The organism is Sulfitobacter sp. R86518 (genome assembly GCF_042466275.1).
GTDB classification, from domain to species: Bacteria; Pseudomonadota; Alphaproteobacteria; order Rhodobacterales; family Rhodobacteraceae; genus Sulfitobacter; species Sulfitobacter pontiacus.
Window position 1 is genome coordinate 62827 of sequence record NZ_JAXHCA010000006.1, and the last position, 15556, is coordinate 78382.

Sequence of the window (15556 nt, forward strand, 5' to 3'; positions counted from 1 at the left end):
CGATATACAGACGTTGATCCATCGAATGAACCAAACCGCCCACATATCTCTTCAGATATCTATCAATTTCAAAGAGCGTCGAGACAAAAGAAACCAAGATGCGCCGTAAACTCTCAGCGCGCCCCGCCTCAATTACCTCAGAATTTCTCCGCTACGTAAGACCCGAACCGTAACCCGTCGTCTCCGTCTAGCGCCCCGTGTCTGCGTCTTTGCGTCTCCGGTAGAACGCTCTATAGACCTGTGATTTGGGGGCTGCAACAGCTTTTTTCAAAAAACTTCGTTTTTTCGATTTTATTCGGAACCGCGCTGATATCGCGTGCTGCTGGCGCTGTGCCCCCTTTACGGCCCCTATGCCCCAAGCCGACAGTAAAGCCCCGCGGCCAGCTTTGCGCGCTCTACCAGACTGTCGACTTCGATATGTTCGTTCAACGTATGGAGCCCCTGCCCCCGGACCCCGATGGAATCGAGCGTGGGCAATCCGAGGTAACCGGTAAAGTTCCCATCCGATCCGCCGCCTGCCGATTGGCCGGTGATCTCGAACCCCAGCTCGCGCGAGATCTCTTGCGCGACCCCCAGCATCGCCATCGTGCCGGGCTGGTCCGGTTCCCAGACGGGGCGGGTCACACCGCGCGTGACCTCCATCACCACATTCCCCTGGTCCGCGTTCAACGCCATCATCTTGGCGATGCCCGCATCCAGTTGTTCCTGGGTCTTGGCCATCGACAGGACTTCGGCATCGCAGACAGAGGAAACACAGTTCACCCATTGCCCAGCGTTGAACACCCCCAGCGAGAAGGTGCAGTCGTCGCTGGTCATGCCTTCGATCACGGCGACATGCTTTGCCATTTCGGCAATCGCCGATACGCCATCCTTCAGCGCCCATCCCGCGTGGCTGGGTTTGCCGCGGGTCTGCAGGTTGAACCGCGCGATGGCATAGCGCCCGATCACCGCGCCGCCGTCGGGGCAGGCAGGTTCGGGTACAAGGATATATTTGTGGCGCTTGGCCTCGGCCTCGATCAATGCGCGGGTCGACGGTGTGCCAACCTCTTCATCCGGCGTGAATAGCACGGTGACAGGCAGTGGAGTTTCGACCCCGGCGGCCAGCAATTTGCGCAGCGCATCAAGGAAGACATAATTGCCGCCCTTCATATCCATCAGCCCGGGGCCATAACAAAGCCCCCCCTCGCGGCGGAACGGCAGCTTTTGCAACGTGCCCACAGGGTGCACCGTATCCATATGCCCCAAGAGCAGAATCCCCCCCTCGCCGGCGCGGGGGTGGGGCATGGTGGCGCGCACGCTGTCGCCAAACCCCATCCGGCCCGGGATCCGTTCAACCCGCGCGCCCAAGGCCGCCAGATCATGCTGCACCAGATCCATCATCCGGTTCACGGCCCCCGCGTCAAAGGTCGGGCTTTCGGTTTCGATCCAGGGGCGCAGCCCTGCGATCATCTCGTCCGTGTCAAACGGCAGCTCAAGCGGATTGGTCATGTCGGGTCTCCTCCCTCGTGCGATGCCGTAATCTGCGGCACCGCCAGACGTTTTTTGATGATAGAGTATCTTTAGGCCTTGGGCAGACGTGTTTCCACGATGCGCGCATAGATCGACGCCCCCACGGGCAGCATCGCGTCATCCAGCACAAAGCCCGGATTATGCAGCGGCACATTTCCCGCGTGTCCGACACGGCAATAGGCACCGGGCACGACTTTCAGCATATCGGCAAAATCCTCTGATCCCGTGGCCTGCTCGGTCGATTCTGACGAGAGGTCAGCGCCCACCACATCTGCGGCGGCTGCGACATATGCGGTGGTCAGATCGGGGTCGTTCATCAACACGTCAAAGACATTGCGCAGGTCCACGTCAATCTCCACCCCGTAAGACAGCGCCATACCCGCACAGATATCGCGGATGCGCTGATCGGCGAGCTGGGACACATCGTCGTGGAAATAGCGGATCGTGCCAGCAATCGTCGCCGTATCGGGCACCACGTTATAGGCAGAGCCCGCATTGAACTTGGTCACCGACAGAACGATGGGCTTGGTGGGGATGATATTGCGGCTGGCGATGCTTTGCAGCTGTTGCACCAAAGCGGACCCGATAACGATCGGGTCTTTCGACTGATGCGGCGCGGCGGCGTGGCTGCCGGTGCCCTTGATCGTGATGTCGAAAAAGCTCGCCCCCGCCATCGCGGGCCCCGGCGTGACGGACACAACATTGGGTTCCGAATTGGGATCGTTGTGCATCCCGTAGATCTCGTCACAGGGGAAGCTTTCAAACAGCCCCTCGGCGATCATGCGGCGCGCACCGCCCAGACCTTCCTCGGCGGGTTGAAAGATCAGCACCACGGTACCGTCAAAATCGCGGGTTTCCGCCAGATAGCGCGCGGCCCCCAGCAGCATCGTGGTGTGACCGTCGTGACCACAAGCGTGCATCCGCCCCGGGTTGGTCGACGCATAGGCCACGCCCGAGGTTTCCTCGATCGGCAGCGCGTCCATGTCGGCGCGCAGACCCACGCGGCGGTTGCCACCCCCCTGCCCCTTGATCAGCCCGACGACACCGGTGCCGCCGATGCCTTCGTGTACCTCGTCCACCCCATAGGCGCGCAGCTGTGCCGCCACGATACCCGAGGTCCGCACCTCTTCGAACCCCAGTTCGGGGTGGGCGTGGAAATCCTGACGGATCGCGGTCAGATCGCTGGCAAAGGATTCGATCTTTGGAATGGTGGTCATAGGGTGGCTCCTGTCACGGGGGTCGTGCGGTCCAGCGCACGGAAGTTGGCGAAATCCCAATGCCGGCCGGGCGAGGCCTCGATCAGGTTGCGGGTATAGTCATGGCGCGGCGCGGCAAGCACCTCGCCCGCGGGTCCATGTTCGACGACAACGCCTTTCTGCATCACCAGCACCTCGTCGCAAATCTGCGCCGCGACCCGCAGGTCATGGGTGATGAATAGCATCGCGATGCCGAATTTTTCCTGCACGTCATCCAGCAGATCAAGCACCTGCGCCTGCACGCTGACATCCAGCGCCGACACGGCCTCGTCCGCGACAAGCAGATCGGGCTTCATTGCAACAGCGCGGGCGATGGCGATCCGTTGGCGCTGCCCGCCCGAGAATTGATGCGGATAGCGATCCAGAGCATCCCGTGGCAGGTCCACCAGCTCCATCAGCTCGGCGGCGTGTTCCATCGCATCGGCGCGGCTGGTGCCAAAGTTGATCGGCCCCTCGCACAGGCTGCGCGCCACGGTCCAGCGCGGGTTCAGCGACCGGTAAGGGTCTTGAAACACGATCTGGAAATGCTTGCGATGCGGCTGCAACTGACGGCGCGACAGCTGCGCGATCTCGGTCCCGGCAACGGTCACCTTTCCCGCCGTAGGGTCGATCAACCGCATGATGGCGCGGGCCACGGTCGATTTCCCCGACCCGCTTTCGCCCACGATCCCAAGGGTGCGCCCCGGCTGGATGGTGAAATTCACATCCTGCGCCGCCCGCACCCCTTGGCTGGCGCGAAAGAAACCGCCCCCGCCATAGGTCATTTCTAGCCCGTCCACGGTGATCACATCCAGCGCCTCCGCCGTTGCCCGAGGGGCGCGCGGATCAAGGTTCGGGACCGCCTCCAACAGCTTGCGGGTGTAGTCTTCCTTGGGCGCGGTCAACAGCTGCCGGATCGGCGCGCTTTCAACGATGCGCCCCTTCTGCATGACGCTCACGGTATCCGCGATCTCTGCCACCACACCCATGTCATGCGTGATGAACAAAACCGCCGTGCCGTGGCGTTCCTGCATCTCTGAAATCAGCTTGAGGATCTGCAACTGCGTCGTCACATCCAGCGCCGTCGTCGGCTCGTCCGCGATCAACAGATCAGGGTCAAGGATCAACGCCATCGCGATCATGATCCGTTGCCGTTGCCCGCCTGACAGCTGATGCGGGAAAGCGGCATAGATCCGTTCCACATCCGGCAGATGCACCTGCTCCATCATATCGATGGTGCGGGCCTTGGCCTCGGCACGGGACAGATCGCTGTGCATGTTCAACACTTCCTCGATCTGCTCGCCCACCCGCAAAACGGGGTTCAGCGCGGTCATCGGTTCCTGAAAGATCATCGCGATCCGCCGCGCCCGCAAGGCCCGCATCTGCGCGGGCTTGGCTTGGGTGATCTCGATCCCTTCCAGATCAATCGACCCGCCCTGAATCTCCAGCGCATCCTTGGGCAACAGCCCCATGGCGGTCAGCGACGTGACAGATTTGCCCGACCCGCTTTCGCCCACCAGACAATGGGTCTCGCCCGCGCGGATATCCAGATCGATCCCGCGCAACACCGGATCAGCCTTGGGCCGCCCCGCCAATCCCACGGTGAGCCCGCGGATTTTCAGCACGCGTTTGGCATCGGTAAAGTCTTTGGACTTGAATTCCATCTCACACCTCCCGCTTTTTCATACGTGGATCAAGGATATCGCGGGCCGTATCGCCCAACAGGTTGATCGCCAGAATACACAAAGACAGCATCAACCCCGGCCAGAAGATCAGCCCCGGCTTGATCTGGAAATAGCTCCGCCCCTCGGCCATGATATTCCCCCATGTGGGGATCTCGGTCGACACGCCCGCCCCCAGAAAGCTCAGGATCGCCTCGATCAGAATGGCAGAGGCGCAGATATAGGTGCCTTGCACGATCAGCGGCGCAAAGGTGTTGGGCATCAGATGCTGCAACAAGACCTTGGGCATCGATGACCCAAGCGCGATAGCTGCCTCGACATAGGGTTCTTCGCGCGCGGTCAGCACCACCGACCGGACCAGACGCACGACGCGAGGCACCTCCGGCACGGTGATCGCGATGATCACCGATGTCACGCTCGGCCCGTTCAGGGCGACCAGTGCAATCGCCAGCAGGATCGCGGGGATCGCCATCAAGCTGTCCATGATCCGCATGATGATACTGTCGGCAAGCCGGAAATAGCCTGCGACCAGACCAATCAGCAGCCCCACGGCGACACTGACCACCGCCGCCCCGATACCGATCAGCAGCGACACACGGCCCCCCGTCATGACGCGGCTAAAGATATCGCGGCCGTAAGGGTCAGTGCCCAGCAAGAAGTCGTCCGACGGCGGCTTCAGCCGCGCCATCGCATTCATCTCAAGCGGGTTATAGGGCACATAGTAAGGGGCCAGCACCGCCGCGAGGACAATCGCCACAAGGATCACCGCCGCAATCGTCGGACCTACGCCGGTCCGCATCGCTTTGGGGACAGAGAATAAACCGGTCACAACTTGAAAGGCGCTGTGCCGAGAGCTTGGGATCTGCGTCATATCAGTACCGGATCCTTGGATCGAAGAATGAATAGGAAATGTCGATCAACAGATTGACCGTCACATAGATGCCCGCGGTCAGCAGGATCATCGCCTGAATGACCGGATAGTCGCGCGCAAGAATGGCATCGACCGTCAGCCGCCCGATCCCGGGGATGTTGAACACGCTCTCGGTCACCACCACGCCCGAGATCAGTAGCGCGAAGCCCGTGCCGATGATGGTCAGGATCGGCACCGCCGCATTGCGCAGCGCATGGCGGAACAGCACGACATTCTCGCGCACCCCCTTGGCACGGGCGGTGCGGATATAATCCTCGCCCAGAACCTCAAGCATCGACGCCCGCGTCATCCGCGCGATCAGTGCGATATAGATCGTGGCCAGCGTCAGCGACGGCAGGATCGCACGGCTAAAGAACGGCCCGATGCCATCGGTTGGCGATTTATAGCCCTGCACCGGCACCCATTTCAGGTCGATGGCGAAAATCTGGATCAGGATATAGCCGATCACAAAGACCGGCACGGAAAAGCCGAGCACCGAAAATGACATCACAAGGAAATCCACCCAGGACCGGTGACGCCAGGCGGCAATCACCCCCATCGGCACGGCCAAAGCGACCGAGATCACAATCGTCATCAGCGCGATATTCAACGTCGGCCCCAAACGGTCGCCGATCATCCCCGCAACCGAGGTATTCGACAGCAGCGATGTGCCCAGATCACCGCGCAGCAGCTGGCCCATCCATGTGCCGAACTGCACCAGCAACGGGTCGTTCAGCCCCAGACTGTCACGGATACGTTCAAGCTGCGCAGGGGTGGCAGCATCACCGGCAAGGATCGCGGCAGGATCACCGGGCGTCAGCCGCAGCAAGAGAAACACAAAAATCGCAACGATCACCATCACCGGTATCGTGGCCAATATGCGTTTGAGGATATAGAAAAACATGCCGAAGGCTCCTTGCGGTCGTAGGGGTGAGAGGCGCGCGTCGCAGCGCGCCTCTCAAGGCAGATCACTCTGCCGCTTTGGTCATGTTCCAGAACACCGGCACCGGCGACGGGATCATGTCTTCGATGTTGGACCGACGCGCCTGCGGGATGATGTATTCGCCCATCATCAGATAGTTCACGTTGTCCATCACATGCTCCTGAATACGCGTCGCGATCTCTTTCTTGGTCGCGTCGTCGCTGGCCGAGACATACTCGGTCCGCATGGCTTCGATTTCAGGGTCATCGGGCCAGCCGAACCAGCCATCATCGCCGCGGCCGTTCAACATCACGTTGACCAGCGGGTCAGAAACTTCGGGCACCATCCAGTTTGTGAAGAAGAGGTTCCACCCGCCCTCAGCCACTGGCGACTGCTGTGCGCGGCGTTGCACAACCGACTGCCAGTCCATCGACTGCATATCGACCTCGAACCCCGCCTCGCGCAGCGCTTGGGCTGCGACCACAGGCTGGTTGTTGAGACTGATCACATCGGTCGGGGCCATCAGAACAATCGGCGTCCCGTCATAGCCCGCTTCTTCCAGCAGTTCCTTGGCACGCTCGGTATTCGCGCCACCGGTCAGCAAGTCAGATCCCGCTTCGTCTCCCAAGGGGGTCGAGCAGCCGAAGATCGCGCCACAGACTTTGTAGTATTCAGGATCACCCTGCATCGTCGCCAGCATGGATTCCTGATCCAACGCCGCCATCGCCGCCTGACGCACCAGCTTGTTATCAAACGGTGCGTGCAAGAAGTTCGGACGCCCGATGGTGACATAGCCCAGATCATCGCGTTTCTCGACGACGACATCCTCGTTGCCCGACAGGATCGGCATCAGGTCGATCTGGACCTGCTCAAGATAATCGATTTCCCCCGCCGAAAGCGCATTCAGCGCGGTCAGCGCATCGGGCATCGTGGTCCAGACCACCTTGTCCACATTCACGACCTTGCCACCCGCCATCCAGGATGCGGGCTCGTCGCGCGGCACATAGTCGTCGAATTTATCGTAGGTCACCGACACGCCGGGCTCGTAAGCGTCCTGATCGAACACAAACGGACCGGAGCCGACGTATTCCGTGATCGTCTCATCGGCAGAGGTTTCGGCAACACGCGCCGGCATGATGAACGGCGGCACCGCGGATTGCTTGGAAATCACGTCGATCAGCGGACCAAAGGGCTTGGTCAGCGTCCAGACAACGGTCGTGTCATCGGTCGCCTCAAGGCTTTCGGTCACGTCAAAGATCAACTGCCCGCCGCTGTCGCGCTTGCCCCAACGGGTCAGAGAAGCAACAACATCGGCACCGGTCACAGGCGCGCCATCGTGGAACACCAGCCCGTCGCGCAGGGTGAACGTATAGACCAGCCCGTCGTCGGATGTCTCCCAGCTTGCCATCTGCGGCTGCGGGGCGAAATTCTCGTCCACCGCCGTCAGCACGTCATAGATCATATAGGCGTGGTCACGTGTGATGTGCGCCGTGGTGATCACCGGATCCAGCACCCGCAGGCCCGAGTGCATGACCGCCGTGATCGTGGTTTCTTCCTGCGCAAAGCTCGCGGCAGGTACCAGCAGCGCAGCCGTCGTCATCAGCGACGCCGCCAGCCCCCGGCTTTGTTTCAATGTGGGTCGTAAAGTCAGCATATCAATTTCCCATGTTGGTTGAGGTCATTGTTATATTTGGACACCGCCGGTTGATCCGCCGGTATCGGGGCGTGCAGCAGCCGCACGCGCGGCCCCGAAAACGGGACCGTTAGGGTAAAGCCGCAACCCTTTGCGCAATCGCGTAAAGGGCAGGTCTGCGGGGTCGAACGGCATGGGGCCGGGAGCACACGCGACGATAATCTCGCGCGCACTGGGGGTGAAATCGGCCCGAAAATGGGTAGAGCTTTTGACGACGACAATCTTCTGCGTCTCTGGTGCGATCCCGACAAAGCGGAACATCTCGCGGTCAGCCATCTGCGCAATCCGCGTTGTAACAGCCACCCGCACGCCACCGATGCGCAAACAGACCGAGGGCCCCAGATCCAGCATCGTTCCACCGTAATAAGGACCGGTGGCTTTCACTTTGCCATCCGACAGCATCTCGACAACGGCCTCGACCTCGACGGGGCTATCGTCGGGCAGACCGGGGTGCCCGCCAATGCGGAAAACAGCGCGTGCGCCCTCCCCCAGCTCATGGGCTTGGGCGGCGGAATGGGGGTCCACGATCAGCCCGATCGCCGCGTCTTGGGCATCAGCATCGATCAAGGCCCGCAACATCCCCGTCGTGGCAGACACCCCACCCGCACCGGGATTGTCTTGGGTATCGGCAATCACCACAGGCCCCTGCCCTGCCCCTTTTGCCGCGCGGGCCGCATAGGCAACCGCCGCGTCGGGGGTAAATGTATCATTGTCGAACTCGGATTCGGCAGCAGCATAGGCATCCGCCACCGCATCTGCTGCGGCATCCGCCGCCGATTGAGTCTCGGCATAGGCCACCGCCGTGGGGCCACAATCGGCAATATCTGCCGCCGGAAAGCCCATGAACAGCGACGCCGACAGTGCGCCTTGCGCCTCAACCTCTGTCAGGTTTTCGTACAATCCCTTGGCGGGCTGCATATCCGTCGTCTGAAACGGGATCGGCACCAGATAAGACATGCGGCGGAACGCTTTGGCCGGACGCGTGCCGGTCTGCATCACATGATCCAGCAACCGCGCCGCCATAGCTCCGGTATCGGCCATATCGATATGCGGATAGGTGCGGAATCCCGCCAGCACATCCACCGTGTTCACAAATTCTTCCGAGATATTGCCATGCAGGTCCAATGCGGCGGCAATCGGCACATCCGGCCCCACCAATGCGCGCACCTGACGGGCGATCTCTCCTTCACCGTCATCGTGATGCGTCGCCACCATCGCGCCGTGCAAGTCCAGAAACACACCATCCAACGGCCCTGCGGCACGTAGCCCGTCCAGAATCTCGCCCAGAATAGTGTCGAACGCATCCTGCGTCACAGGTGCTGATGGAATAGCCCCCGCCCAAAGAACGGGCACCACATCCCAGCCCGAACGCGCCGCCACCTTCAACGCACCGGTCATGCCAAGGTTCACTTCCTGAAAGGCGTCGATCATCGCGGGGCCACCCACCATAGGGACATAACCGCCACCGGCCTTGAAGGCCGCCATATCCGCAGGCTCGGGCGCAAAGGTATTGGTTTCATGAAGAAATCCGGCCATGGCGACGCGCATCGGGGAACCCACCTTTAAATCATGTAACGCTTCACAAAACTGAATGTATTGCTTGGCGATACGGCTGTATTGCCATACGATGCTAGGCACTGACCTATCCTCGCGTCAACCCGGAGCGCTCAATGCCAGACCCCAAACGACCACATTCCTCTGTCGCGTCTAATTTTCAGGCAGATGCCGACAGGCTCTTTGTGCGCTCCGCCGCCCGCGCCATTCACGTGCTCAGCGCGTTTCACGAGGCCGACGGCCCGCTCAGCCTGTCAGACATCGCCACAAAGGCAGAGATCGACCGATCTGCCGCGCAACGTCTTGTGCATACGCTCATGACATTGGGTCACATCCGGCGCAGCCCGGATGACCGCGGCTACCTGCCCGGATTGCGCTTGCTCGACCACACCCACGACACCCTGCGTCTGGACCCCGTGGTGCAAGTCGCCACACCCGTTGTTCTTGAGATGCGTAAATCCATCAACGAACGGATCGACTTCAGCCTCTATGATGAAACCCGCGTAATCTATGCCCTGCGCATGCAAAGCAAACGCGAGACCTTCTACGCCACGCTTGTGGGCCATAGCGTCCCGACTTATTGCACCGCCGGCGGCCGCGCGACCCTTTGCGCCCTGCCCCCCGAAGAGGCACGCGAGATCATCAATCGCTTCCCGCTGCACAGCTATACCTCGCATACCAACGTGGACCCCGACAGCATCATGAACAGTCTCGAACAGGCCCGTAGAGACGGTTTTGCGCAGGTGCAGAATGAATTTGTATTGGGCGAAATCGCCGTCGGCGTTCCGGTCGTCAACCGTCAGGGCCGTCCCTTGGGCGCCATCCACATCGCCGGGTCGCTTTCTGAATGGAGCGCCGAAGACTTCGCCCGCCGCGCGGCCCCCATCGCCCAAGAAGCCGCCCGCGCGATCAGCGGCAGTTTCTAGCCCTTGAATTCGATCCGCGTCACCGGCCCCAGTTCTGCCTCCACCGCCGCGACAAGCGGGCGCAGAAGATGTGTCTCTATATAGCGTTGCGCGAATTTGCTCGGGGTGCGCAGCTCAAGCACGCCCCCTTCGAACGCCACATATTCAAGCTGCGAGAACCACGCCTTGAACTGATCCGCGTTCTCCCGCGACAGGTTCACCATCGCGCGTTGCCACGTGCCCGGCCCGCCCTGCGCGGGCTCCGACGCCTCGGGTTTCGCGTAATCGGCCAGTTGCACCACCTTGACCGGCGTTTCGCTGCGATACCGCTCTTTCATCCGCGCATCGAAATCCGGCCCGACCAGCGGCCAGCACGGCTCTGACAGCCGCGCGATCTGCGCATAATTCAACCGATAGGCCGCCACCCTACCCCGCACGCCGCCGCGCGTACAAATCAACAGCTGCGCGTCGGTCAGCCGTTTGATCTCGCGTTTTACCGTGCGTTCATTCACTGACCACATCCGCGCCAAGTCGCGCTGCCCCACGCTCAGCTCGTCAGCGCGCCAATTATACCGCGAGGTCACCGCCGCGATCAGCCGCATCAACGAGGTCTGCAAGGTCGGTGATCCGTTCAACCCCGCCACGCTCAAAGCGGTCAAAAGGTCGTACTTGATCACCCCGGCTTCAGGGCCGGTCAGCCGCAATGGGTTCATGGTTTTGCCTACTCGATGTATCGTCTTATTTTTATCGGTCAGCCTCTTTGAGCCGATTCCGTTTATGCTTTCTACAAAGCTCTAAATCCCGTCTTCTGTCAACCCGCTGGGAAAAACAGGAATTACCCTTTTCCTTAATCCAAATTCAATTTGGTAAAGGTTAATAGGTTAAGGGGGACGCTAAGGTGTCACCATATCAGGGGATCGCTGTCACCAAAACAGCCCCATATGCCCCTTGCCTGTCACCAAAATCTCTTTGCCCCGCGTTAACCGCAGCGAAATAAACCCGTTCTTCAGGATCAGCGCACGAATTTCGGGAAAATTAGGTTTTGCCAAATTGCCGAATTCGCGTTATTCGAAATTCGAGGCTTAAAAACGCGAGTAGATAGATGAGAAATCACAACGACCTTCTTAACATGAACGAGCGCAGCTTGGAACAACAGGCCGCCGTGCGCCGCGCGACCTTCTCCCCCGGAGAGATCAAGGCCCTGCGCCCCTTCTCTATCTGGGAGATCAGCCAGTTCATGTTTGACGTCCCCGCTGACACCCTGCGCAAGAAGCTGGCGGACGACCCGACCCTGCCCCAAGGGCTCACCGAAGAAGATGGCCGCCAGCGCTGGTTCAGCCTCGAAGAGATCAATGAGCTGCGCCGCCGTGCCAAATTCCGCGGCCGCAAACTGCTGCCCGAACGCCCCCGCGGCCGTGCCATGCGCGTGGCCGTGTCGAACTTCAAAGGCGGTGTCGGCAAGACGGTCGTCGCACAACACCTCGCCCATGCCGCCGCCCTTGACGGCTACCGCGTGCTTTGCGTCGACTTCGACCCGCAAGCGACGCTGACCCATTCGATGGGGCTGACCGAGGTCAAGGAAAGCCACACGGTCTGGGGCATCATGTGCCGCGACCTTTGCCGGGAATCCAACCGGATCATGGAAAGCTATGATGACCCCGATGACTGCCCCTACCCCGCCGCGGACGAATTGCCCGAAGACGTGCAATCCATCGGCGCGCAGCGGTTTCAGGAATTCATCCAGCCCACCTGCTGGCCCACGATCGACATCATCCCGTCCTGCGCCAACGCGGCCTTCGTCGAATTCGCCTCGGCCCAATACCGCGCGCTCCACAAGGCATGGAGCTTTTTCGGCTGCGTCGCGCGCTACCTCGATGAACTGCCCGACGATCAATATGACATCATCATTTTCGACTGCCCGCCCGCCATCGGCTACCAGTCCCTAAACGCCGCGTTTGCGGCTGATATCCTCTATATCCCCTCGGGCCCGGGCTACTGGGAATATGACAGTACGACCAGCTATCTGGGCCAGCTTGGCGACGCGATGGCCGATATCTCGGAAGGGTTTGCAAGCCTCGCAGCGGACGCAGGCATTACGCTTCCTAAACAGTTTTCCGACATCCGTTTACTTATGACCCGTTTTGAATCCAACAATCCGCTGCACAGCGCCATGATCGACGCGTTCAAGAACGTCTTCGGCGCCGACGTCTGCGCCCACCCGATTGAAATGACCCGCGCGGTCGAACAGTCGGGCCGGTTCCAGATGTCGGTTTACGAACAGGACTATCGCCAGATGACGCGCGAAACATGGAAACGGGCGCGGCAGAGTTTTGACCGTGCCTATGACGAGTTTTTGCAAACCGTGCTCGAAGCGTGGAAAGAAAACGGAAAACGTAAGGAGAAGGCAGAATGAGCAGTAAAAACAAATTCGGCTTCGCGCCGGTAGAAGCCCCCACATCCGGCAGTCGCCGCAACCGCCAGCCGGGCCCAATGGGCGCCGCCGTGCGGGACGTGGCTGAAAATCTGCAAGAGGCAACTGAAGCCAAAATCGAACAGCGCCGCCGCAACGCCGAAGACGCCAAGACTTTCCGGCAGGCCCAAGGCGAAGGCCGCGTGCTCTACCAGATCGACCTGTCGGAAATCTTCACCGACGATCTGCCGCGCGATCGCCTTGCGCTGGAAGAAGTCGCGCAGTCCGACGAGATGGAGGAGCTTAAATCCTCGATCCGCGAACGCGGGCAGCGCGAACCCGTCGAGGTCTATGTCGGGCCGAACGGGCGCTACCAGCTCAAGAAAGGCTGGCGCCGGTTCACCGCCCTGTCGCAGTTGTTTTCCGAAACCAAAGACGACCGCTTTGGCACGATCACCGCGCGGGTAGAAGTGGGCGAGGATGACCGCATTTCGCGCTATGTGGATATGGTCGAAGAGAACGTCGTGCGCGAAGACCTGTCTTTTGCCGAGATGGCACAAGTTGCAATCACCGCCGCCAAGGATGACGCAGTGAAAGAGATCGACCCGGCAGAGCTGGTGACTCGTCTTTACAGCGCGCTGCACAAGACCAAGCGGTCTTACATCAAAAGCTTCGTCTTCCTTCTCTCTGCTTTGGAGGGGAGCTTGCAGTGGCCCAAGGCCGTGCCGCGTAATCTGGGTGTCGATGTCGCGCGCGCGCTGCGCACACCGGATCAAGCCAGCGTCTTGCAGGAGAAACTCTCCGATGCGTCGACACCGGACGAGCAAAACAAAATCCTCAAGGATTTTCTGACCACCTCGACCGAACCGACAGAGAAGCCCGCCTCCAAGGCAGAGCCGAAGCAGAAGTTTGAATTCTACGTCGGCCAGACCAAGGTCACCGCCCGCCACGGAGAATGTCGTTTGATGAGCGATATCGACTTTGCCACCATGCCCAAGAAGCAGCTGGAAGAAGCAGTGCGCGCCTTTGAAGAGGTGCTCAGCAACGGGCCGCGGATTCGGTAATCGGTTACCCATGGGTAACCGCTGCCCACCCGGTTACCCATGGGTAACCACCGCGCATCGGGTTACCCATGGGTAACCGGCAAGGGTAAATGATAGAGATGGCAGGGAAGGGGGCGCAGAGTCGCCCCCTTTTTTTGTTCGTTGAGGGGGCGAGAGCGCAATTGCCCCATTTCCCAATAAAACAGGGGGTTTTCGGCGGGAATATCGGCTTAACGCGTTGATTCAAAACAGCTTTGCGGCTCAATAATGCAGATTTCACCGTGATTCCGCCCTATCAGTACCTGAACCCGACGTTGACCCATGGACATCCCCTGAAACGCGGGATTAACGTGCGCCCATAGGGGAGGGCTGGCAGATGTCAGCAAAGACCTTATCGACATAATCTGATCTTGGGAGAAACATCATGGATCGTCGTTCATTCATTCGTGGCGCAGGTATTGCAGGGGCAGGGGCCGCCGCATCAACACTCGCCGCACCCGCCGTTGCGCAAGGCAACATCACATGGCGCATGGTCACCACCTGGCCGAAAAACTTCCCCGGTCTGGGTGTCGGCGCGCAGCGTCTGGCAGACCGCATCACCGCCGCTTCCGGTGGCCGCCTGACCGTGCAGGTCTACTCCGCTGGTGAGCTGGTGCCGCCGCTGCAATCGCTGGACGCCGTGATCGATGGCTCCGCCGAGATGAGCCACGGTGCCGCCTATTATTGGCAGAACAAGTCACCTGCGCTGTCGTTCTTTACCGGCGTGCCCTACGGCATGACCACGCCAGAGCTGACAGCCTGGATGCGCTATATGGGCGGTCAGGAAATCTGGGACGAGATCTATGACCAGTTCGGCGTTCAGGGCTTCCTGTCGGGCAACACCGGCACGCAGACAGGCGGTTGGTTCCGCGACGAGCTGACCAGCCTTGACGATGTCAAAGGCGTGCGCTTCCGGACCCCCGGCCTGGGTGGTCGCGTATGGGAGAAACTGGGCGCGACGGTCACCAACATGGCCGCAGGCGAGATCTTTCAGGCGCTGCAATCGGGCACGCTGGACGCAGCCGAATTCGTCGGCCCCTACAACGATCTGGCGCTCGGTTTCCATCAGGTTGCCAAGAACTACTACATGCCGTCCTTCGTTGAATCCGGCCTCGCGACCGAGCTTGTCGTCGACAAGAAGAAGTATCAGGAACTGCCCGAAGACCTGCAGGCGATCATCCGTGATGTAAGCCAGGCGGAATACGATCAGGTCGCGGCCGACTTCTATGCCAACGATCCACGCGCGCTGAAAACGCTGGTGGAAGAGCACGGCGTGACCGTCCGCAACTTCCCCGACGACATTATGGAAGCCGGTGCCAAAGCCTCGGTCGAGGTGGTCGAAGAACTGCGCAGCAGCGACGATCCGTTGGTCAAGAAAACCGCAGAAAGCTTTGTCGAAGCGCTGAACCTTGTCCGCACCCGGACAGAGAACATCGACAGCCCCTACATTCAGGCGCGTCAGAGCTTCCTGAAATACTAAGCTCCGCCCGTCGGATACAGAAAAGGCCCGGTGGAAACACCGGGCCTTTTTTTGTGATGGGGCAGGGGCCTAATCCCCGTCCCGCCCGGTGTGCCATCTGCATCGGTCAGCGGTTGATGCACCGGGGCTACCACTTTCAAACCTGCGGATCGCCCCCCAGGGAGGGCGATACCC

The 15556-nt window shown here is 60.5% G+C and carries 12 protein-coding genes; 4 read left to right on the top strand and 8 right to left on the bottom strand.

What is annotated here, in order from left to right; translation table 11 throughout:
• Positions 1–348 precede the first annotated feature (348 nt).
• From SJY36_RS16355 to SJY36_RS16385, 7 genes are all read right to left on the bottom strand, one after another.
• Positions 349–1488 (bottom strand): M20/M25/M40 family metallo-hydrolase, encoded by a 1140-nt coding sequence (locus tag SJY36_RS16355; protein ID WP_037967059.1) that lies wholly within the window; start codon positions 1486–1488, stop codon positions 349–351.
• A gap of 71 nt (positions 1489–1559) precedes the next feature.
• Entirely contained in the window at positions 1560–2726 is a 1167-nt protein-coding gene (locus tag SJY36_RS16360) for a M20 aminoacylase family protein (protein WP_037967057.1), read from the bottom strand.
• On the bottom strand, positions 2723–4408 hold the full coding sequence (locus tag SJY36_RS16365; protein ID WP_386176598.1) for an ABC transporter ATP-binding protein: 1686 nt from the start codon (positions 4406–4408) through the stop codon (positions 2723–2725). The genes SJY36_RS16360 and SJY36_RS16365 overlap by 4 nt, the downstream gene beginning before the upstream one ends.
• Position 4409: 1 nt before the next feature.
• Positions 4410–5297: an ABC transporter permease gene (locus tag SJY36_RS16370; protein ID WP_037967053.1), complete on the bottom strand. Its 888-nt coding sequence runs from the start codon at positions 5295–5297 to the stop codon at positions 4410–4412.
• 1 nt (position 5298) lies between these two features.
• Entirely contained in the window at positions 5299–6240 is a 942-nt protein-coding gene (locus SJY36_RS16375; protein WP_005848795.1) for an ABC transporter permease, read from the bottom strand.
• Positions 6241–6304: 64 nt separating this feature from the next.
• On the bottom strand, positions 6305–7912 hold the full coding sequence (locus SJY36_RS16380) for an ABC transporter substrate-binding protein (RefSeq protein WP_037967052.1): 1608 nt from the start codon (positions 7910–7912) through the stop codon (positions 6305–6307).
• Positions 7913–7942: 30 nt separating this feature from the next.
• On the bottom strand, positions 7943–9487 hold the full coding sequence (locus tag SJY36_RS16385) for a M81 family metallopeptidase (protein WP_386176599.1): 1545 nt from the start codon (positions 9485–9487) through the stop codon (positions 7943–7945).
• Between the two features lie 134 nt (positions 9488–9621).
• Between SJY36_RS16385 and SJY36_RS16390 the strand changes: the two genes are divergently transcribed.
• Complete coding sequence (locus SJY36_RS16390; RefSeq protein ID WP_235208592.1) at positions 9622–10431, top strand: IclR family transcriptional regulator; 810 nt, start codon at positions 9622–9624, stop codon at positions 10429–10431.
• Here the strand turns inward: SJY36_RS16390 and SJY36_RS16395 are convergent.
• Complete coding sequence (locus tag SJY36_RS16395) at positions 10428–11123, bottom strand: DnaA N-terminal domain-containing protein (protein WP_037967049.1); 696 nt, start codon at positions 11121–11123, stop codon at positions 10428–10430. The genes SJY36_RS16390 and SJY36_RS16395 overlap by 4 nt on opposite strands.
• A gap of 389 nt (positions 11124–11512) precedes the next feature.
• Here SJY36_RS16395 and SJY36_RS16400 point away from each other — a divergent pair, with 389 nt between their 5' ends.
• The 3 genes from SJY36_RS16400 to SJY36_RS16410 all read left to right on the top strand — a co-directional run bounded on the left by SJY36_RS16400 (position 11513) and on the right by SJY36_RS16410 (position 15382).
• Entirely contained in the window at positions 11513–12823 is a 1311-nt protein-coding gene (locus SJY36_RS16400; protein ID WP_107277637.1) for an AAA family ATPase, read from the top strand.
• Complete coding sequence (locus tag SJY36_RS16405) at positions 12820–13884, top strand: ParB N-terminal domain-containing protein (RefSeq protein WP_037967048.1); 1065 nt, start codon at positions 12820–12822, stop codon at positions 13882–13884. Before SJY36_RS16400 ends, SJY36_RS16405 begins: the two co-directional genes overlap by 4 nt.
• A 403-nt stretch (positions 13885–14287) precedes the next feature.
• Positions 14288–15382, top strand: coding sequence for a TRAP transporter substrate-binding protein (locus tag SJY36_RS16410; protein ID WP_037967047.1), 1095 nt, complete (start codon positions 14288–14290; stop codon positions 15380–15382).
• Positions 15383–15556 lie beyond the last annotated feature (174 nt).

Coding starts and splice junctions, on each gene's coding strand:
- SJY36_RS16380 (WP_037967052.1), bottom strand. CDS start 7,912: ATGCTGACTTTACGACCCACATTGAAACAAAGCCGGGGGCTGGCGGCG.
- SJY36_RS16375 (WP_005848795.1), bottom strand. CDS start 6,240: ATGTTTTTCTATATCCTCAAACGCATATTGGCCACGATACCGGTGATG.
- SJY36_RS16405 (WP_037967048.1), top strand. CDS start 12,820: ATGAGCAGTAAAAACAAATTCGGCTTCGCGCCGGTAGAAGCCCCCACA.
- SJY36_RS16395 (WP_037967049.1), bottom strand. CDS start 11,123: ATGAACCCATTGCGGCTGACCGGCCCTGAAGCCGGGGTGATCAAGTAC.
- SJY36_RS16410 (WP_037967047.1), top strand. CDS start 14,288: ATGGATCGTCGTTCATTCATTCGTGGCGCAGGTATTGCAGGGGCAGGG.
- SJY36_RS16385 (WP_386176599.1), bottom strand. CDS start 9,487: ATGGCCGGATTTCTTCATGAAACCAATACCTTTGCGCCCGAGCCTGCG.
- SJY36_RS16355 (WP_037967059.1), bottom strand. CDS start 1,488: ATGACCAATCCGCTTGAGCTGCCGTTTGACACGGACGAGATGATCGCA.
- SJY36_RS16400 (WP_107277637.1), top strand. CDS start 11,513: ATGAGAAATCACAACGACCTTCTTAACATGAACGAGCGCAGCTTGGAA.
- SJY36_RS16370 (WP_037967053.1), bottom strand. CDS start 5,297: ATGACGCAGATCCCAAGCTCTCGGCACAGCGCCTTTCAAGTTGTGACC.
- SJY36_RS16360 (WP_037967057.1), bottom strand. CDS start 2,726: ATGACCACCATTCCAAAGATCGAATCCTTTGCCAGCGATCTGACCGCG.
- SJY36_RS16390 (WP_235208592.1), top strand. CDS start 9,622: ATGCCAGACCCCAAACGACCACATTCCTCTGTCGCGTCTAATTTTCAG.
- SJY36_RS16365 (WP_386176598.1), bottom strand. CDS start 4,408: ATGGAATTCAAGTCCAAAGACTTTACCGATGCCAAACGCGTGCTGAAA.